Source organism: Bacillus nitroreducens (genome assembly GCF_964021195.1).
In genome coordinates, this window is the sequence record NZ_CAXHYI020000003.1 from 1,801,655 (window position 1) to 1,819,431 (window position 17,777).

The 17,777-nt window shown below is 37.0% G+C and carries 21 protein-coding genes and 2 pseudogenes; 19 read left to right on the top strand and 4 right to left on the bottom strand.

Annotated elements, in window-relative coordinates; genetic code table 11:
• Positions 1 to 254: 254 nt before the first annotated feature.
• Positions 255 to 458: a hypothetical protein gene (locus ACWPVE_RS12470; protein ID WP_453993789.1), complete on the top strand. Its 204-nt coding sequence runs from the start codon at positions 255 to 257 to the stop codon at positions 456 to 458.
• Positions 455 to 760, top strand: a complete 306-nt coding sequence (locus tag ACWPVE_RS12475) for a YciI family protein (protein ID WP_453993791.1) — start codon at positions 455 to 457, stop codon at positions 758 to 760. The genes ACWPVE_RS12470 and ACWPVE_RS12475 overlap by 4 nt, the downstream gene beginning before the upstream one ends.
• 80 nt (positions 761 to 840) lie before the next feature.
• On the opposite strand, the gene ACWPVE_RS12480 is transcribed toward ACWPVE_RS12475, so the two are convergent.
• A complete protein-coding gene (locus tag ACWPVE_RS12480; RefSeq protein WP_453997500.1) occupies positions 841 to 984 on the bottom strand; it encodes a YjcZ family sporulation protein in 144 nt (47 codons plus the stop codon).
• Between the two features lie 329 nt (positions 985 to 1,313).
• On the opposite strand from ACWPVE_RS12480, the gene ACWPVE_RS12485 reads away from it, so the two are divergent.
• Together ACWPVE_RS12485 and yiaA are read left to right on the top strand one after the other, a co-directional pair.
• Positions 1,314 to 1,622, top strand: a complete 309-nt coding sequence (locus ACWPVE_RS12485; RefSeq protein ID WP_453993793.1) for a hypothetical protein — start codon at positions 1,314 to 1,316, stop codon at positions 1,620 to 1,622.
• A 124-nt stretch (positions 1,623 to 1,746) separates the two neighbouring features.
• A pseudogene (yiaA, locus tag ACWPVE_RS12490) lies at positions 1,747 to 2,210 on the top strand (inner membrane protein YiaA).
• Between the two features lie 22 nt (positions 2,211 to 2,232).
• Here yiaA and ACWPVE_RS12495 read toward each other — a convergent pair.
• Complete coding sequence (locus ACWPVE_RS12495) at positions 2,233 to 3,201, bottom strand: hypothetical protein (RefSeq protein ID WP_453993795.1); 969 nt, start codon at positions 3,199 to 3,201, stop codon at positions 2,233 to 2,235.
• 213 nt (positions 3,202 to 3,414) lie between these two features.
• Here ACWPVE_RS12495 and ACWPVE_RS12500 point away from each other — a divergent pair, with 213 nt between their 5' ends.
• Positions 3,415 to 3,753, top strand: a complete 339-nt coding sequence (locus ACWPVE_RS12500) for a hypothetical protein (protein WP_453993797.1) — start codon at positions 3,415 to 3,417, stop codon at positions 3,751 to 3,753.
• Positions 3,754 to 3,802: 49 nt separating this feature from the next.
• Here the strand turns inward: ACWPVE_RS12500 and ACWPVE_RS12505 are convergent, their stop codons facing one another.
• Entirely contained in the window at positions 3,803 to 5,125 is a 1,323-nt protein-coding gene (locus tag ACWPVE_RS12505) for an alkaline phosphatase (RefSeq protein WP_453993799.1), read from the bottom strand.
• 339 nt (positions 5,126 to 5,464) lie between these two features.
• Between ACWPVE_RS12505 and ACWPVE_RS12510 the strand changes: the two genes are divergently transcribed.
• The 5 genes from ACWPVE_RS12510 to ACWPVE_RS12530 all read left to right on the top strand — a co-directional run bounded on the left by ACWPVE_RS12510 (position 5,465) and on the right by ACWPVE_RS12530 (position 7,630).
• Positions 5,465 to 5,632: a hypothetical protein gene (locus ACWPVE_RS12510; protein WP_453993801.1), complete on the top strand. Its 168-nt coding sequence runs from the start codon at positions 5,465 to 5,467 to the stop codon at positions 5,630 to 5,632.
• 247 nt (positions 5,633 to 5,879) lie between these two features.
• Positions 5,880 to 6,059 carry a hypothetical protein gene (locus ACWPVE_RS12515; protein ID WP_453993803.1) on the top strand — a complete coding sequence of 60 codons (180 nt, stop codon included), beginning with the start codon at positions 5,880 to 5,882 and terminating at the stop codon, positions 6,057 to 6,059.
• Between the two features lie 96 nt (positions 6,060 to 6,155).
• Positions 6,156 to 6,443 carry a hypothetical protein gene (locus tag ACWPVE_RS12520; protein WP_453993805.1) on the top strand — a complete coding sequence of 96 codons (288 nt, stop codon included), beginning with the start codon at positions 6,156 to 6,158 and terminating at the stop codon, positions 6,441 to 6,443.
• 21 nt (positions 6,444 to 6,464) lie between these two features.
• The gene (locus tag ACWPVE_RS12525) at positions 6,465 to 7,136 is read left to right on the top strand and encodes a VOC family protein (protein WP_453993807.1); all 672 of its coding nucleotides are present in this window, start codon (positions 6,465 to 6,467) and stop codon (positions 7,134 to 7,136) included.
• Positions 7,137 to 7,162: 26 nt separating this feature from the next.
• Complete coding sequence (locus tag ACWPVE_RS12530) at positions 7,163 to 7,630, top strand: GNAT family N-acetyltransferase (RefSeq protein ID WP_453993809.1); 468 nt, start codon at positions 7,163 to 7,165, stop codon at positions 7,628 to 7,630.
• A 158-nt stretch (positions 7,631 to 7,788) separates the two neighbouring features.
• On the opposite strand, the gene ACWPVE_RS12535 is transcribed toward ACWPVE_RS12530, so the two are convergent.
• Positions 7,789 to 8,622: a hypothetical protein gene (locus tag ACWPVE_RS12535; protein WP_453993811.1), complete on the bottom strand. Its 834-nt coding sequence runs from the start codon at positions 8,620 to 8,622 to the stop codon at positions 7,789 to 7,791.
• Positions 8,623 to 8,943: 321 nt separating this feature from the next.
• Here ACWPVE_RS12535 and ACWPVE_RS12540 point away from each other — a divergent pair, with 321 nt between their 5' ends.
• The 9 genes and pseudogenes from ACWPVE_RS12540 to ACWPVE_RS12580 all read left to right on the top strand — a co-directional run bounded on the left by ACWPVE_RS12540 (position 8,944) and on the right by ACWPVE_RS12580 (position 17,768).
• Complete coding sequence (locus ACWPVE_RS12540; protein WP_453993813.1) at positions 8,944 to 10,041, top strand: FAD-dependent monooxygenase; 1,098 nt, start codon at positions 8,944 to 8,946, stop codon at positions 10,039 to 10,041.
• A 493-nt stretch (positions 10,042 to 10,534) separates the two neighbouring features.
• Positions 10,535 to 11,098, top strand: coding sequence for a GNAT family N-acetyltransferase (locus ACWPVE_RS12545; protein WP_453993815.1), 564 nt, complete (start codon positions 10,535 to 10,537; stop codon positions 11,096 to 11,098).
• 154 nt (positions 11,099 to 11,252) lie between these two features.
• Positions 11,253 to 11,543: pseudogene (locus tag ACWPVE_RS12550) on the top strand (NAD(P)-binding domain-containing protein); the annotation flags it as partial.
• Positions 11,544 to 11,887: 344 nt separating this feature from the next.
• Positions 11,888 to 12,196 carry an ArsR/SmtB family transcription factor gene (locus ACWPVE_RS12555; protein WP_453993818.1) on the top strand — a complete coding sequence of 103 codons (309 nt, stop codon included), beginning with the start codon at positions 11,888 to 11,890 and terminating at the stop codon, positions 12,194 to 12,196.
• A gap of 11 nt (positions 12,197 to 12,207) precedes the next feature.
• A complete protein-coding gene (locus ACWPVE_RS12560) occupies positions 12,208 to 13,149 on the top strand; it encodes a cation diffusion facilitator family transporter (RefSeq protein WP_453993820.1) in 942 nt (313 codons plus the stop codon).
• A gap of 106 nt (positions 13,150 to 13,255) precedes the next feature.
• Positions 13,256 to 13,957: a winged helix-turn-helix domain-containing protein gene (locus ACWPVE_RS12565; protein ID WP_453993822.1), complete on the top strand. Its 702-nt coding sequence runs from the start codon at positions 13,256 to 13,258 to the stop codon at positions 13,955 to 13,957.
• 2 nt (positions 13,958 to 13,959) lie between these two features.
• On the top strand, positions 13,960 to 15,363 hold the full coding sequence (locus ACWPVE_RS12570; protein WP_453997502.1) for a sensor histidine kinase: 1,404 nt from the start codon (positions 13,960 to 13,962) through the stop codon (positions 15,361 to 15,363).
• A gap of 120 nt (positions 15,364 to 15,483) precedes the next feature.
• A complete protein-coding gene (locus ACWPVE_RS12575; RefSeq protein ID WP_453993824.1) occupies positions 15,484 to 16,896 on the top strand; it encodes a S1C family serine protease in 1,413 nt (470 codons plus the stop codon).
• 302 nt (positions 16,897 to 17,198) lie between these two features.
• Positions 17,199 to 17,768, top strand: coding sequence for a DNA-binding protein (locus ACWPVE_RS12580; protein ID WP_453993826.1), 570 nt, complete (start codon positions 17,199 to 17,201; stop codon positions 17,766 to 17,768).
• Positions 17,769 to 17,777: the final 9 nt, after the last annotated feature.

Sequence of the window (17,777 nt, forward strand, 5' to 3'; positions counted from 1 at the left end):
CCTGCGGGAAAAGCGTGAGACTTGAGACCCCGCAGGAGCGTTTGGCGACGAGGAGGCTCAAGCCACGCCCGCGGAAAGCGTCCACCTGCAGCGTCAATTTTGTGTCAATAACACCAAAGTTTACGAAAACAGCCCAAAGAAAAAACTCCATTTTGGTGTAACATGAGTAGTTTAGAAAGGGTTGTCCTTTATTGTTATGAAGAATATGAGATATAATTTAATCATCTTATGTTTGGAGAATCAGGAAGGTCGTTATGGAACTATATATACTCAAAAAGCAGTTTAAAGGATATAAAAAAGGTACCTCGTTTTATTTAGTAGCTGAATCTGAATTTATTGGTGTTAAGGAATATGTATTAAGAACGAAAGACTTAACTAGTAGTATCTCAATTAATGAAAGTGAATTTCAGTCATTTTTTACTCTTATAACAAGAGGCAGGAGGGACTTTTCTGTATGAGAGAATACATCTATACTTTAAAATTAATACCTCGGCTATATGACGAACAGAATTGGACCGAAGAGGACCGTTATGTAGTCCAGGAACATTTTGTAAGACTAGAAAAATTATGTGATGAGGGAAAAGTAATTCTAGCGGGTAAAACAGATCGAAATGACGAATACGGATTTGGAATCGTTATTTTTAAAGAAGAGAGTGACTCAAAGGCCGAAGCATTTATGAAAGAGGATCCGACCGTTAAGAAAGGACTCATGAGTACTGAAGTATCCCCATATCGGATTGCACTTTTAACAAATAGATAATAAGCTTTAAAAAACAAGAACATATTCAATGAATATGTTCTTATTTTGTGTGGTGTTTTTTTAGAGTGCTCATATTTTAACTAACATTTAGGAATGAAACAAGCACCTATAATGATTAATAAAATAAACAACACAACAATTAATATAAACGAATCGTCGTGGCATGGTTCTGGACAGGCATATCCGTACCCATAACTAGTAGGGCATTCATAGCTTGGTTCCATAATAGGGGCTGTATATGTTGGTTGTGGTGCAACGTAAGGGCTCTGAAATTGTGCCGCATTTACGTTAGAGATATTTAGCTCCATATTTCAAACATCCTTTCTTTATATGTTGTAAGAGTCCCTACATTATACTCACCTAGTTGTAAAGTGCTACGTTCTATTAAGAAAATGGGTAATTGCCCTGTATGAAATAGCAGAAATATTCTTCTACAATAGTAAAGATCGTAAGCAAATCATTTAGCTTTATTCATTTACACTGAAGACTTGAAACTTCTTTATGGCGATAACCGTATTTGTTCCTAGACCAACATTTGCTAGGGGGAATTGCCTTGGCCGAAGTGATTTTGTATTTTATATTGATGATTCCTGTAATTGGAATTCTGATCTGGACATTTTTTCATCCTGAGGAGAGTATATTGTTTAGACAAAGATGGATATACAAAGACGAGCCTGAGTTTTCAGAACTGGCCATCCGTTATACAAAATTTTCGTCAATTGTTGTGGTATACCTTATTCTCATGATCTTTGTATTTCAACTTGTTACGAATTTCTTAATCCGATTTTTTATCTTGTTTGGATTCATTTTGTACTTCATCATAGGTGGTTTACGACTTCTCAAACAATATGTTGATTCCTAGTTAGATAGAATAAATGGAAATTTATAAAAAAAATATCATTTTTTGTAATTAAATTTGTATAATGAATCTATGTGGAGCACTTCTCCAGTGCTCTACTTTTTTCATTAATGGGAGGGGACATAAGATGGAAAATAAGTTAAATTTTGATAAAGAAAAGCAAGAAAAGCCAAAATTAAAAATAGAGCGGAAGGAAGGAGAACCCACAGCAGCCTTTAAAGGAGCATCCTGGGCAGCCCTGTTAGTTGGAGTTTCGGCATACCTGATTGGTTTATTTAACGCAGCAATGGAACTTAATGAAAAAGGGTATTATTTTGCTATTTTAATATTCGGATTGTATGCATCCGTTTCTCTACAAAAAGCAGTAAGGGATAAAGAAGAGGGAGTCCCTGTGACCAGTATTTATTATGGGATTAGTGGGTTGCCCTCATTGTCTCGGTTTCATTAATGGGGATTGGTTTGTACAACGCTGGAAGTATTGTTTTAAGTGAAAAAGGATTCTACGCAATGGCTTTTGTGCTAAGTATTTTTGCAGCCATTACCGTTCAAAAAAACATTCGAGATACACAAAAGGCAAGAGAAAGAGAATGAGAGATAACAAAGGACCATCCTATTAATAGGGGTGGTCCTTTTGTGATTTATGTTGTTTCCATTTTCTTAAAAGGAATGGGAGCCAAGTTACTAGCAAAAGTAACATGATGGCTACTACAGTTAAGATCACTGTATCGGTGAGGAGGATTGAGAGGTAATCTGAAAAATCCATTTCTTTTGCATACACCTGATAGGGATTATCAACATTATAAACTATCGGCATTTCATCTGTGTATTTATTATACGTATGCCAGGTTACGCCTTTTACGATATAGATGGTGTCTTTATTTTCAGGTTGATACATCATTGAGATGTAATAATCGTTTTTGTTGTAAACGGATGTTCTTCTATCAAAGCCATGTTCCATAATGTAAGCCGTTGTTTGAATTTGGTTTTTCCCGAAAAACTTTTCATAACCATTTTCAAGGGCTGCTTTTGTATCTGTCGATAAAAAAAGAAGGAGTGCTACAATCAAGCCACCGAATAGGAAAAAGGGAATAAGGAAACCTGCCTGTTTATCCAGATTTAAGCGTTGAGAGAAGGTTTTAAGGAAATACCGTATCGCTTTGATTTTATATAACCAATATAAAATATATCCAACTGGATATAGACTAAAGACGGTTAATAAAATATAAAACCAGCGAATTTCCTCTTTTAATAATGTCTCAGTGTAAAACTTGCCGTCGACTTCATAACCAGAAATGGGATCACCAATTTCGAGCTGCTCAAATAAATCCTGAGAGATCGCAATCATCGAATCATTATGTTTGGTGGGAATACTGCTTTCAGGCAAAGCTCCGATTTGGACAGAAAACCTTGGACCCACCAATAAATCGTGCACGACAAACTTACGCCAAACCCTTTCTTCCACCTGATTTTGTTCAGCCATCGTAACGAATTCCTGGTGCTCCTGAACATTTTCATAGATTGTATACATGATAAATAGAAATGCAACGAATGCAATTATCTTTTGCCAACTTATTTTCTTCATGAAAAACTCCCTATAATTTCCTTTTCCTCTAAGTATATTAAACTATTTGAATGAATAAAAAGGGCTAAAGTCTTAGTTCATTTTATCTGATTATGTGCTCAGTCAAATTATCGCATAGAGGATGGGGAGTGTTGTGTTAAAATTGGAGCAAATTGGAATAGGGCTAAATACGAGATGTCCTCCAATTGTAAAACATAAGAGGGAGGATAAGACATGGGGGAATTGATAGAGAGTTTCTTATTTTACCTGGCAGTTTTAAGTCCTGCCATTGTAGGGATACCATTACAAATTAGGGCTACTAAAAAGAGTAGAAAAATAGATAAGTTTTTTAAAATCAATTGTATGTTAGCATCCGGTGTTCAGTTTGTTGTCTTGATTTGCTATGTGTTTTATGTAGCTAACAGAGGGGGACAACAAGCTGAAGCGATTGGGTGGTTAGTCGTTGCATATATTTTTTTCTCACTTGTGATTATAGGTCTTAACACAATTCTAGTTCTTGTTACTCATTTCATGACAAAATGGATTTTAAAAATAAAAAATAGAAAGGCTTAACATGTAAACAAAGGTAAAGAGAGCTGCAGCAACTACAGCTCTCCTCACATTATTTTCCTGGGGTAAATTTAATTTTCATTGCTTGAGCCATTAGAACAGGTAGGTCTGTATTTTCGTGTAATCCACTAAATAAGTGAGAACCTGGACCGAATGCATATAGTGGAACATCAGTACCAGTATGACCAGTGCTAGACCAACCAACGACAGCACGTTCAGAAACAACTTGATTGATCGCGATTGATGGCGATTTAGCAGCCTTGATTCTTTCAATCTCAGATTCTGTTAAATCTAGGTTTGTGTATTCCTTGACGACTTCTTTTACATTACTGCGGTCACGATTTAATTTGCTTTCCATGAAGTCACCAGTTGCCGTTACATTTCGTAAGATTTCAAGATTAGCGTCACCTTTACCATATCCTCCTACTGACATACCACCAGTATCATGGTCTCCAGCAACCACGACTAACGTTTTGCCATCTTTCTTTGCAAATTTGACTGCTTTTTCGACTGCAAGTTCAAATGCTTCGCTATCTTTCATTGCCCAAGCAGCATCATTATCATGACCAGCCCAATCTATTTGGCTCCCTTCAACCATTAAGAAGAAACCGTCTTTATCCTTTTTAAGAACATCAATTGCCGATTCAGTCATTTCTGCAAGACTTGGTTGATTGGTTTCGTCGCGATCCAATTCAGGAGCCATTCCATCTTCTGCAAATAGTCCGATTAACTTGTCCGTCTTTTTTACCGTTTTAAGCTCGTCTTGATTTGTGACATAGTGATATCCATCTTTTGCTGCCTCGTCCAATAAGGAATCAGGGAAGTATTTTTTACCTCCGCCAAGAATAACATCGACGTCGTTTTCAAGTAATTGTGGAGCAATATCTGCTTCACTTGAGCGGGAAGCCACATGTGAAGCAAATACTGCAGGTGTGGCATGTGTGATCGTTGATGTCGCGACTAAACCTGATGACTTACCTTTTTCTTCTACAGCTTCTAGAATTGTTTTTAATTCTTTTCCATCTGGAGTTGTACTAATCATTCCATTATTGGTTTTGACCCCAGTTGCCATTGCAGTACCTGCTGCAGCGGAGTCTGTCACTTTCGAGTTAGAGGAATAGGTACGATGCATCCCAACTAGCATCGAGTCAAGGACAGTTTCCTCCCCTTTATACCATCTATAATTCGTCGCATAAGAAGCTGAGTAGCCATCTGGTACCATAAAAATGACATTTTTCACTTTCCCATTATTGCTATGATGATTTGATTTCGCATCTGCTGTCGGAGCAGCAAAGCTTCCTGCAAGTGCTCCAAGTGCGAGTGAAGAGACAACAGCAAATGGGATCAATCTCTTTTTAATCGATTTGTTTTTCATGTTTAACTCCTCCTAAATGTTTATAGGCTGAGTATATAATGTAAGTATGGAGAACTTTTTACTATTGAGTAAATAAATGATTAATCAATGAAAATGGGACAAACCTCATTGTGTGAGCAAAATAGTAGAAATTGAAATAGATATTTCAACATATTTTTTATGGGAAAATGGGTGTTATTGTTCTGTATGATCGTGCATTTTTTAAAACGAGTGGATTTAGATAATGCGAATATACTAGACGCAACTTAATTATTCATTTACATTCCTGACATATTGTTTACGAATAGAGTTGAAATTGTTATGTTGAGGATAAAACTAATTTGAAATGGAGGGTATCTCATGAGATGTGGAGCAAAATGCTTTCTTGTCGAAATGGAGGTTGACGGTAAAACAGTAGTGAAGTCAATTAATGCAAGAACTCCTGCAGAAGCGAGAAAAAACATTCGAAATGAAATTGGAGCAGAAACTAAGATACTAACAGTTAAAGAAGAGAAGAAAAACAGGTAAAAGTCGAAGCAAGAACTGGAGTATGGACTTTCAAATGTAGGAGAGATTCGCGCAAGAAAAGGGAAAGTCGCTGAAGCCAAAGGCAGTCACGAACCTGGCTAAAACAAGAAAAGCTTAACTAGAAAAACTAGTGTGTAGTATTCAACTGAGACGAACAGAATGAAACAGCGGGTTCCAGGAATAATGTCATCACCCAACGAATAAATGTAGTATAGAACCTTCCAAATTTCGTTAAGGTGCTGATTACTTGAAAAGAAATAAAAATATTCAAATCGCAATCTTATTGCTGATTTTAATCCTCGTTGTTCTGATTGTCCACGTGATTCTTCATGTAAATGTATATATTGTGTATAGTGCAAGTCTTGGTACAATTTTCATGATAGGGCTCATCATTTTCCTCATTATTCTTCTCTTTTTAAAAACATAAATGGTCAGTGAAGTGTTAATGATGCAGGATTAACACTTCTTTTTGTTGAAATGATACATATATAACTATTTTCCTTTTACAGATTGGAGGCTTTTTATGGCTTTCTTGTTTTGGCCATTTATGCTTACATCACTGCTCCTCGCCATTTTAGCGATACGAACAAAAAAATCAATATTTCTCGTGATTTCTTCGGTGCTTATCATACCACTGTCACTATATTTAGCAGCAACACCACGCTTTGAAATCTGGGGACTCATATTTCCACTTTTCTATCTGAGTGCTGCTTTATCCATTGCAAAAAAAATGAAATGGTTATCCATTTTATTAATGGCTCCAAATTTTATTTTAATTGGCTGGCTTGGTTTTGCTGTCGTTTTTCAATAATATACAAGGAGAATCATAATCATGGAAATTAAATTAGTAATCTTACAAACTAACAGACTCAAAGAAATGAAGGAGTTCTATGTGAACCTATTTGGATTTCCTTTAATAAAAGAGGATAATAAAAGTTTTAGAATGGCTGTGGGTTCAAGTGAGTTGGAGTTTACAGAAAAACATGTAGAAGGGAATCCATTTTATCATTTTGCGTTTAATATTCCGTCTAACCAGTTTCAAGAAGCGAAGGCTTGGGTAAAAGAGCGGGTGGAGTTAAATGTCGAAGATGGAGAAGATGAAGCTTATTTTTCCTTTTTTAGCGCACATGCACTCTATTTTTACGACCCAGCTGGAAATATAGTAGAATTTATTTCAAGACAGACTTCTGTAGAAGGAAGTAGGCCATTTTCAATAGAGAGTGTGTTGAATATTAGTGAGATAGGTCTTACAGTGGATGATGCGATTCGTGCTGGAAATCGGTTGATTGAAAAAGGTATACGTGAGAGGGACAATAATCCTTTAAGTCAGACGAATCTAAATTTTATGGGAGAAAGATCAAAAGGAATCTACATGATTCTTAATCAACCAGGGAGAAGATGGATTTTTTCAGATAAAATCTCTGCTATATATCCAATTGAAGTTTACACTACAGATGGAAAACAAGTGGTGGTCACGTCTGAAAAAAAGTTTAAAGTATACTAGTGAGAACAGAAAAAAGAGGGAATATCTTGATTAAAGAAATGAATGTTTATCATGAGGCAAGTGAAATGTTAGACTTACAACTCAAATCTTATCAGTTTGAGGCTGAATTAATTGGAACAAGCAACATTCCTCCGTTAAGAGATACAGTTGAATCCATCCAACAATCAGGTGAAACGTTTTTGGGTTACTATATGGAGGAAGAAATCTGTGGAGTCATCTCACATAAAGCAGAGAACAATGAGATGGATATACATAGGTTATTTGTTCACCCAGCCCATTTCAGGAAAGGGATTGCTAAGCGGCTATTAACTTTTATTGAAAAAAGTACTGAAGCAATGGTAGTAAAGGTAGCAACAGCAACTAAAAATACTCCTGCTATCCATTTTTATCAAAAGAATGGATTTCGAAAATTGTGTGAGGAAAAGGTTGAGGAAAATCTATCCATTACCCATTTTATTAAAGAAGTGGAAAAGCGTTCATTCGTAAAGGAATAACGCTTTTTTTATTTGTTGGTATGGTAACGTTGAACAGGTACCCATTTTTTAATTGTATTTGAAGGTTTTGCAGTAAAAAACTTGTCATGAGGAAATTTGTGAACATGATGTGGATGGTAAAAAGCACTAGTTTCATTAAACTAGTGCCACGTTTACATTTATTTTTTCATTAAAATATCTAAGTTTAGTTCAAATTCAGCGTGGTCACCAAGTGCATGAGGAACTTGAATACTGATGATAACTGCATCATTAAGATTGTATGAAAAAATCCCATATGGATTTTCTTCAGGATTTGGGTGATCTGTCTTCTTGAGCGCATCGATGAAATCCTGGGTATTAAAACTGTTAAGGTAATCTATAACAGCAGCCTCTTTTTCTAGATTAGGCTCAGGTGGATTCTCCCTATCCAAATACTTCGATTTTTTCAATGCTTCTATAAAGTGTTCGTTAATAACAAACAACTCCGAGAGCTTTACCTTCTTACCTTTTTTCCAATCAATATTCGTGGTAAAAACAAGATTTGTGGGATACATTCCGCCATTGTAATCCCCTGTATATAAAATACTAAAAGTATCTGCCTCTGATAGGTTGACCTCAAAAGTCATTTCTAATGAAGCTTCGCTATCTTGATATTGAGTTAGAAAAAGGGTTGCATCTTCTTTAATAAGTTGATTTATTCGTTGCTCAAGGTCTTTATCCTTCATATTCGCTAGTTGAGGATAATGAATGGCAAGTTCCCCGTTTTCATAAGTAGCTGTATTGAATTCAAAGAGTTGTGCATTTTCATCTTCTGTTTGGTTTGTTGGTGCTTTTTCTTCAACATTTGATGTTGCTTGTTGTGGTTCTTTCTTATCCTCCGTCTCTCGCTCTTGTTGTGTTGGTATATTTTCTTTCACATCTATTTGATGTTGCGATTTCGAGGTCTCTTGACTTCCACACCCAATTAACACCAAGGCACAAGCAAAAATAATCAGTTTATATAATTGCTTCATTAGTCGCTCACCTTTCTCTTTAAAGTCATCAATGATTCATTTTACATATGTAATTCTATTATTCCTGTATTACGGGTGAAAAATGGCTAGAATACATCAAAAACGTTTGAATTGTTAGTGGTGTGTATCGCCAAAGTTCTACATATTTTTCCATTATTTTCTTAAACATAACGAATAATATGAAAAAATGCAATTTTTTTATTTGGAAATGAATATCTGTTGACCATTTAAAACATGATTGTTATGATTTATTTATCAACTAGTGAACTTTGTTTCTTATTATGAAACTTTTCATCTTATGACTATATAGAAGGTGATAAAATGAATTTACAGACAGATGTTTGTATCGTTGGCGGCGGACCAGCGGGGGCCTTACTCGGCTTTTTATTAGCGAAAAAAGGCATCTCGATCATTGTTGTTGAACGCACTTCTGGAAATGAACGAGAATTCAGAGGTGAACATATAAACGCCGAAACCGAAGCGATTTTAAGAGAACATCATCTCTTTGATAAAATTGAAGAACTTGGCCTATTAAAAATGCAAAAAGTGGAATATTTATATGGAAGAAATGTTGCCAAAACAATTACGCCTACACAAGAGGATCACGTTGGGATTCATATTCCACAGCAGCATTTTTTAACAGCAGTTTCGAATGAGGCTGCGAAATTTCCAAAATACCAATTGCTTTTAAATACGAGTGTAACTGGCTTAGTTCAAGATGATAAAGGAAATTATACAGGTGTAAAAGCGAAACAAAATGGACAAGAAATCAATATCTCGAGTTCGGTCGTTGTTGGAACAGATGGGCGATACTCGACTGTTCGAAAACTTGCAGAAATTTCTGCTCCAGAGGAAACGCATGGATATGATGTACTTTGGGCTAAAATTCCAGCACCTGTTGGTTGGGAACCTTCAACAAAAATGGTTCTTGTGGATGGTCACCAATTAGCCTTGTTTACAAGAACAGGTGGCGTGATTCAAATCGGTTGGAACATTGAAGAAGGTTCATTTACCTCATTAAGGAAACAACCACTTGAACCGTTTTTAGAGCCACTTTTAATTAGTTTCCCTGAATTAGAGCCAATTGTACGTGAACATATCCAGTCGTGGAAAAACTTAGTGTGTCTAAAAGTCTTCAGTTCAAACGCTGAAACCTGGGTGAAAGATGGTCTTGTTATACTTGGCGATGCAGCCCACACGATGACTCCCACGGCTGCAATAGGAATCAACTGTGCGATCAAAGATGCCCACGTTTTAGCTCCAATCTTAGAGCAAGCATTGCTTGAGGGAGACCTAAGTGAATCACGATTAAAAGAATTCGAGTTTGAAAGACGAACAGAAATCGAACAACAACAACAAATGCAATATGAAAGAGAAGAATCATTCAAAGACAACTTTTTAGAAGTAATCGGTAGTTAAGCATGCAGAAAGAGAACAACTGCATGCTTTTTTTGTGCGCTGAAAAATGGGTGTAATCAACGTTTTCAAAATAGGCTTTTTCTAAAAAGATTGTTGCAATTGGATAAAACAAAACTATTGATTGCAGTGGAAGGTGGCGACTCCAGCGGGAAAAGCGTGAGACTTGAGAACCCGCAGGAGAGATTAGCGACTTGTCCAGTTGCAGCGGCTAGAAACTCGAGAAATTTTAACTCCTCCTTCAGAGGCAAAATACGCCTCTTTGTCGGAGTCTCCAATTTTCTCGTTTTGAGTTCAAGCCGCCTCCACATTTCGTTGGGGAGGCTAAAAGCCACGCCCGCTTAAAAGCGTCCAACTGGAACGGAAATCAAGATAGTAGCAGTAAAGTGCTCTTTCAGACAAAAGGTTTCATAAAAAGAAAGGATTTTTCATCGTCATACCGAATAAAAAATATATAAATAGGAAATATGTTGGAAATTAAATCAGGGGGATCAAGATGAATTTAGTCAAAATAAGAGGGGAAAAAGTTACTTTACGACAAATTGAAAAGGAGGATTTACCTACACTTTGGGAGATGCGGTATGGGGACCCTAATCCAGAATGGAAAAAGTGGGATGCGCCATATTTCCCACATAAGTTTATTGATAAAAAAACGTATATAAAAAAGGCTGAATATGAAATTGCGATGCAACATCATCCTCTAGATCAAATGATAATCGAAGCGGATGGTCAAATCATCGGAGTTGTTGTATTTTATTGGGAAAGTGAAGCAACAAGATGGCTTGAAATGGGGATAGTTATCTATCGTCCAGAATATTGGGGAGATGGCTATGGAACCGAGGCGCTAAAGCATTGGATTGATTATTTATTTGAGACAATTCCATACATAGAAAGAGTCGGATATACAACGTGGTCAGGCAATCACCGCATGATCAAGGTTGGACAAAAACTGGGTATGACGTTAGAAGCGCGTATGAGAAAATGTCGCTATTATAATGGTTTCTACTATGATTCAATTCGAATGGGCTTACTCAGAGAAGAATGGGAGCAAGAAAGATAGACTATTGAAACCTGCATTCATCGCGAAATGCAGGTTTTTTTATAAATATGATCTAAAGAGAACCTATTTTCAAATTTGTTTGACACCATTGACAGCTCATTGTAATATTGTACATGAACATATGCTCATATACTTTAAGTGGAGTGGGGATACTATGTATGATGTCGTAGTAATTGGAGCTGGTCAGGCTGGATTAGCCATGGGGTTTTATTTGAAACAGACAAATTACTCTTTTCTTCTTTTAGATAAAGCAAAGAAAATCGGTGAAACATGGCGAAACCGATACGATTCGTTAACCCTATTTACTCCAAGAGCTTATAACGAACTTCCAGACCTTCAATTGAATGGTTCAAGACATGGTTATCCTACTAAAGATGAGATTGCCGATTATTTAACCAGCTACGCCTCACATCACTCTATCCCGATTCAGCTTGATACAGTAATCACTAGGGTGACAAAAGTAAATGACATAAAGTAAAACTTAGACTTAGAACAACAAATCGTATAGAGGACACAATCATTTTTGAGGATAATAGTGAGTTGTGGTCCCAAATATAGTCTGGGCTACAGGGTTTAAACCAAATTATCATTGGATATGAATTCCAGGTGTATTGAAAGGCAACGGGGAACCACGACATAGTTTCGGAATAACTAACATAAAAGGTCTTTATTTTCTGAGGTTACCTTGGCAATCAAGAAGGGGGTCTTCCTTATTGCAAGGAGTCGCGGCCGACGCAAAATACATACTCTAACATATCCAGTACACGCAAAAGAAGGAAGGTTACAAGAATGGAACAAAATGATCATTCTTTTTTATCAGAGTCAACCATAAATGAAGCTTCACGAATTTTCAAGGCACTCGGAGATCCAACGCGAATCAAAATTCTTTATTTATTATCTCAAGAGGAATGTTCTGTTACCCATATTGCAGAAGTTCTTGAAATGTCACAGTCAGCTGTGTCTCATCAGCTCAGCCTCCTTCGCAATTTGCGTCTTGTGAAATACCGACGTGAGGGAAATACGTTTCTTTATACATATGATGATGAACATGTTATCACCTTGTTACACCAAGTCATCCATCATATTGAACATGAATAGGAGGGGAAATGATGGGACATCATCACCACCATCATCACGGGCATGACCACCACGGTCATCATCACCATCATTTTGATGATGTAAGAGAAGGAAATAAAAAAGGCTTGCTAATTGCACTAATTATTACAACGGGAATCATGCTCCTTGAGTTTTTCGGCGGTCTTATTACAAATAGCTTAGCTCTTCTTTCTGATGCAGGTCATATGTTAAGTGACGCTAGTTCACTATTATTAAGCCTAGTTGCTTTTTGGTTTGCAACACGACCGGCATCACCGAGGAAAACATACGGATTTTACCGATTTGAAATATTAGCAGCCCTTTTTAATGCCATCACATTGTTCATTATTGCAGGTTTTATTGTATATGAAGCGTTTGAACGATTCTTTGAACCGCCAACAGTTGCAAGTGGAACAATGATGATTATCGCTGGAATTGGGTTGTTGGCAAACCTATTAAGTGCTTGGGCTTTAATTAGCAAAGGCGATGTGAAAAATAATGTCAATCTTCGAAGTGCATACCTTCATGTACTCGGAGATGCACTAGGTTCAGTAGGAGCAATCGTAGCGGGACTCATCATGCTACTATTCGAATGGTATATAGCAGATCCGATAATTTCTGTGATTGTCGCCATCCTCATTCTAAAAAGTGCCTGGGGAGTTTTAACACACTCGATTCATATTTTAATGGAAGGCACGCCGATTACAATTAATCAACATGAGGTAAAAGCCACACTTGAGGAAATTGAGGGGGTAATTGATGTTCATGATCTTCATATTTGGACGATTACATCTGGAATGGACTCACTAACCTGTCATATATTGATTAAAGACGACCATGACAGCCAAGAAATATTGCAACAAGCGATTGATAAAATCCGTGATCAATTCAAAATCGAGCACACGACTATTCAGATTGAGAAATCGATGATTGAGCATGGAGAAATGCACGTATGATAGCAAGTAAAAACTAGGGGGGCATCTTTGGATGGCCCCTTCTTTCAATTATCATAATTTCTGTTGTAAAATATAACTATTAGGTGCCAAATAGGAGATGTGAAACATGAGAGTTCTTGTAATAGAAGACAATGAAAGCGTCTGTTCAATGATTGAGATGTTTTTTTCAAAAGAAGGGATACAAGGGGAGTTCATCCATGATGGGCTAGAAGGATATAACCGTTTTAATGAGGAAAAGTGGGATTTGTTGATTGTAGACTGGATGCTTCCAGGGATGGATGGGGTGACTATCTGTCGAAAGATTCGGGAGAAGAATAACACGGTTCCTATCATTATGCTAACAGCTAAGGATAGCGAATCAGACCAAGTATTAGGACTTGAGATGGGGGCAGATGATTACGTTACGAAGCCGTTCAGTCCCCTCGCATTAATGGCTCGGATAAAGGCAGTCACAAGACGCTACAATAGTAAGCCTCTTGAAGAGAAAGATACAGATGAGCTTCAGACCGAATACTTTAAAATTAACAAAAATACAAGAGAAGTAATTCTAAATGGAACGCCCATTACCAATTTAACTCCGAAAGAATTCGATTTGCTTTATTACTTTGCGCAGCATCCAAAGCAGGTCTTTTCAAGAGAACAATTATTAGACCGTGTCTGGGGATATCAATTTTATGGAGATGAGCGCACAGTCGATGTGCATATAAAAAGATTACGGAAAAAACTGGGTTCATCCAATCAACCATTTTTTCATACTGTTTGGGGTGTAGGGTACAAATTTGACGAATCTGTTGAGGAAGCAAAATGAAATTGAAATTTCGTTACATGTTTCAGCAGCTTACTAGCCATATAAGCGTCATCGTTGTGGCTTTTTTGATTTTGAGCATGGTTTTTGCCCATTATGTTGAAAACCTTGTTTTTGAGGAAAAGGTCGAGGAACTTACTGTTTATGGTGAAAACATCATCAGTGATCTTAGCCGTACGTCTAATGTAGAGGTTTTAATACGACAATATGCGAACATGCTGGGCGAGCGAAATATTTTATTTACAGTGTTTGACGAACAAGGCATGAGTTTGAGTAGTGTCGGTGAATTTGTACCTCAAGTCGAATTAAGAAAGAAAGAATGGGATAAGGTCCGTAGCGGTCATATTGTGTCGGTGAAACAAGATTATAAGCGTTTCGAGGAAGAAGTGACGTTTATTGTTATTCCTTATATGGTTGGACAAACATTTGTAGGAGGAGTTCTTCTCGCATCACCGATAAGCGGTACGCAGGAAATGATTCAAGAAATTAACCAATATTTATTTTATACAATGTTCCTGTCTCTCGCAGTTGCACTTTTAATGAGTTGGATTTTGTCGACGATTCATGTGAAGCGAATTAAACGACTTAGACAAGCAACTTCCATGATATCGACTGGTGATTATTCTGTAAAATTACCGTCATCTGATTTCGATGAAATTGGTGAACTCTCAAATGACTTTAATAAAATGGCGCAACGATTGCAAACTTCAATGGAAGAAATTGAGAGTCTCGAAAATCGGAGGAGAAAATTTATGGCCGATGTTTCTCATGAACTTAGAACTCCCCTTACAACAATTAGTGGTGTGATTGAAGGCTTAAAAAATGATTTGATTCCTGAAGAGGAAAAGGCGAAAGGGATTCAATTAGTGAGTCAAGAGACAAAACGTCTCATTCGTCTTGTTAACGAAAATCTTGATTATGAAAAAATTCGTTCCAACCAAGTCACCCTTCAAAAGGAAACGATTGAACTAAGAGAAGTTCTAGAGGTTGTTCAAGATACATTAGAGCCACAAGCAGAGGAAAAAAACAACCAAATTATAGTGGATGTTCCAGAATCTCTTAAGATAACGGCGGATTATGATCGCCTTATTCAAATATTAATCAATATCATTAAAAATAGCATTCAATTTACGGATAGTGGCACGATTTGGATTCGGGGAAAAGCAGGAGATGACGAAACCATTATTGAAATTGAAGATACTGGAATCGGAATAGATCCAGGAGAGATTGAGAAAATCTGGCACAGATTTTATAAGGCGGATGTTTCTCGTACAGGTACACCGTTTGGTCAATTCGGCCTAGGCTTGTCGATTGTAAAAAAGCTTGTGCATCTTCATCATGGTAAAATCAAGGTGACAAGTGAAAAAGGGAAAGGTACAAAGTTTGAAATTCGTATTCCATTCGAGTGAACGACCACAATTAATGGGGGTTTCATTCGGTTTTTCCATGTCTTTTCAAGGTTTGTTAATATTTTGTTCATAACTTTTGTTTAAGATATAAGTAAGGAGCAAGTTAAGGAGGAATTCATAATGGAAAACGATAAACGTTTTAATGAACTTAATCATACAGATGATCAATCCAACAACTTAGACAATGAGAATGTTTATATGGAAGAAAACAAAGAAAAACAGGAAGTCACTGAAGGAATAAGACAACACGAAGAATTACCTATTTCTTCACAGCAAGAATATAGGGAGACTTATCAGCAATCAGTGGTTTCAGAAGAAACAAAGCATCGAGCATCAAAGCCGAATAAGGAAAAAACAAACTCGAAATGGAAAAGCTTTTTAGGTATGCTTACTGCAGGCGTTCTTGGTTCGGCGTTAACACTTGGGGTTGCCCCACAAATTGATGGTCTCCAAGGGTATTTTAATTCCGAATCCACAACCTCAGAGCCGAACAAAGAAGTGATTGAGACAAATGGTCCTGTACAAATCCAACCGACATCTGTACAAGACTCTGCTACTTCTATCGCAGATATGGTGGAGGAAGCATCAAAAGGAATTGTTGGAATTACCAGTTTACAAGCCCAACAGAATCCTTTTAACAGAGGAAATGCACAGAACATCCCTGGTGGAACAGGTTCGGGAGTTATCTTCCAAAAGGAAGGCGATAAAGCTTACATTGTTACGAATAACCACGTCATTGAAAATGCTAACGAAGTAGAAGTCTCTTTATATAATGGTGAGAAAACAATGGCTAAACTAATCGGAACAGATCCATTAACCGATCTAGCCGTTTTAGAAATAGATGCAAAAAACGTTGAGGCAGTTCTCCCATTTGGAGATTCAGAAGTACTCCGCCCTGGCGATCAAGTATTTGCAATTGGTAACCCACTTGGACTTGATTTATCAAGGACGGTTACATCAGGAATCGTTAGTGCAAAGGATCGTAGTATTTCCGTTGATACCTCTGCAGGTAACTGGGAATTAAATGTTATTCAAACAGACGCTGCAATTAATCCAGGTAATAGTGGAGGTGCTTTACTAAATACACAAGGACAGGTTATCGGAATTAACAGCTTAAAAATTGCAAATAGTGGTGTTGAAGGACTAGGATTTGCAATTCCAAGTAATGATGTTGTCCCGATTATTAACAGCTTAATTGAAAGTGGAAAAATTGAGCGTCCATTTATCGGGATTGGTTTAGCGGATTTGGCCGAAATCCCAAGAATGTATTATGCTGATCTACCTGAGGATATTAAAGAGGGAGTCATTGTTACAAGCGTTGCTCAAAACTCTGCAGCAGATAAAGCTGGTTTAAAAATGACCGACGTCATCGTGAAAATTAATGACACTGAGGTAAAAAGTTCAATGGACCTACGAAAATACTTATATTCACAAGTGAAAATAGGTGATGAAATAGAATTGAGCTTTTATCGTGAAGGCAAGCTTCAAACTGCAAAACTGATTTTGACAAGTAATACCTCTGGTATAGAATAATCTCATTTTGATCCAAGCAATTGCTGCTTGGATCTTTTCCTGTTGCATGATTTCCGACAAGTTATTTGAGTCCCGACATCATTTCCCAGGAAACGACGGCAGGTAAAAGGATGTGACAGCATATGATAGATGATCGAAATTCGACCAATCTCGACAAAATGTATGAAAAAAAGCACTTGACAATTGGAATGATTTTCAAATTACTAGTGTTTTTTTAGTTCAATAGTATGATATGATAATAGTATGTCATCAAAAGGCCTTTCATTCTTAGTGCTATTAAGAATGAAAAGGGGATTTTTGATTTGAAGAAAAGAACTTGGACGTACGAGGAAATAGAGTTTTTGAAGGACAATGTCGGTCGTATGAAAATCTCTACCATTGCCAACCATCTGGAGCGAACAGAAACAGCGGTTGAGATAAAGATCAAAAGATTAGGTATTTCAAATACAAAATCTTTCACCGGCCAATTGACGATGCATGAATTAGCAACTCTATTAAAAATTGATCCAAAGTCTGTGAAACTATGGATTGATAACCATGGATTAAAGTACACCAAAAAGGCAACAAGAAACACACGCAAATTTTACTTTATTAAACCTGAAGATTTTTGGGATTGGGCAAAAGACAATAAAGAACGGGTCGATTTCTCAAAAATTGAAAAAAATGCAATAGTTCCTGAGCCAAATTGGGTAGATGGGGAACGCTCAAAAGGAAAGAGGGTCAACTATAGAGCGTGGACGACCGTTGAAATTCACACTATGATTGAGCAAGTGGCGATAGGTACTCCGTTTTCAGTAATTGGTAAAAGGTTAAACCGAAGCCCCATTAGTATCCAACGTAAGTACCAACGTTTGAATAAGGCAGTTAGATAGGCATCATAG

Bases quoted from the DNA above. Each gene is read 5' to 3' on its own strand.
- ACWPVE_RS12575 (WP_453993824.1), top strand. From the start codon at position 15,484: ATGGAAAACGATAAACGTTTTAATGAACTTAATCATACAGATGATCAA.
- ACWPVE_RS12525 (WP_453993807.1), top strand. From the start codon at position 6,465: ATGGAAATTAAATTAGTAATCTTACAAACTAACAGACTCAAAGAAATG.
- ACWPVE_RS12520 (WP_453993805.1), top strand. From the start codon at position 6,156: ATGGCTTTCTTGTTTTGGCCATTTATGCTTACATCACTGCTCCTCGCC.
- ACWPVE_RS12475 (WP_453993791.1), top strand. From the start codon at position 455: ATGAGAGAATACATCTATACTTTAAAATTAATACCTCGGCTATATGAC.
- ACWPVE_RS12500 (WP_453993797.1), top strand. From the start codon at position 3,415: ATGGGGGAATTGATAGAGAGTTTCTTATTTTACCTGGCAGTTTTAAGT.
- ACWPVE_RS12480 (WP_453997500.1), bottom strand. From the start codon at position 984: ATGGAACCAAGCTATGAATGCCCTACTAGTTATGGGTACGGATATGCC.
- ACWPVE_RS12555 (WP_453993818.1), top strand. From the start codon at position 11,888: ATGGAACAAAATGATCATTCTTTTTTATCAGAGTCAACCATAAATGAA.
- ACWPVE_RS12560 (WP_453993820.1), top strand. From the start codon at position 12,208: ATGGGACATCATCACCACCATCATCACGGGCATGACCACCACGGTCAT.
- ACWPVE_RS12505 (WP_453993799.1), bottom strand. From the start codon at position 5,125: ATGAAAAACAAATCGATTAAAAAGAGATTGATCCCATTTGCTGTTGTC.
- ACWPVE_RS12510 (WP_453993801.1), top strand. From the start codon at position 5,465: ATGAGATGTGGAGCAAAATGCTTTCTTGTCGAAATGGAGGTTGACGGT.
- ACWPVE_RS12565 (WP_453993822.1), top strand. From the start codon at position 13,256: ATGAGAGTTCTTGTAATAGAAGACAATGAAAGCGTCTGTTCAATGATT.
- ACWPVE_RS12470 (WP_453993789.1), top strand. From the start codon at position 255: ATGGAACTATATATACTCAAAAAGCAGTTTAAAGGATATAAAAAAGGT.
- ACWPVE_RS12545 (WP_453993815.1), top strand. From the start codon at position 10,535: ATGAATTTAGTCAAAATAAGAGGGGAAAAAGTTACTTTACGACAAATT.
- ACWPVE_RS12495 (WP_453993795.1), bottom strand. From the start codon at position 3,201: ATGAAGAAAATAAGTTGGCAAAAGATAATTGCATTCGTTGCATTTCTA.
- ACWPVE_RS12540 (WP_453993813.1), top strand. From the start codon at position 8,944: ATGAATTTACAGACAGATGTTTGTATCGTTGGCGGCGGACCAGCGGGG.
- ACWPVE_RS12535 (WP_453993811.1), bottom strand. From the start codon at position 8,622: ATGAAGCAATTATATAAACTGATTATTTTTGCTTGTGCCTTGGTGTTA.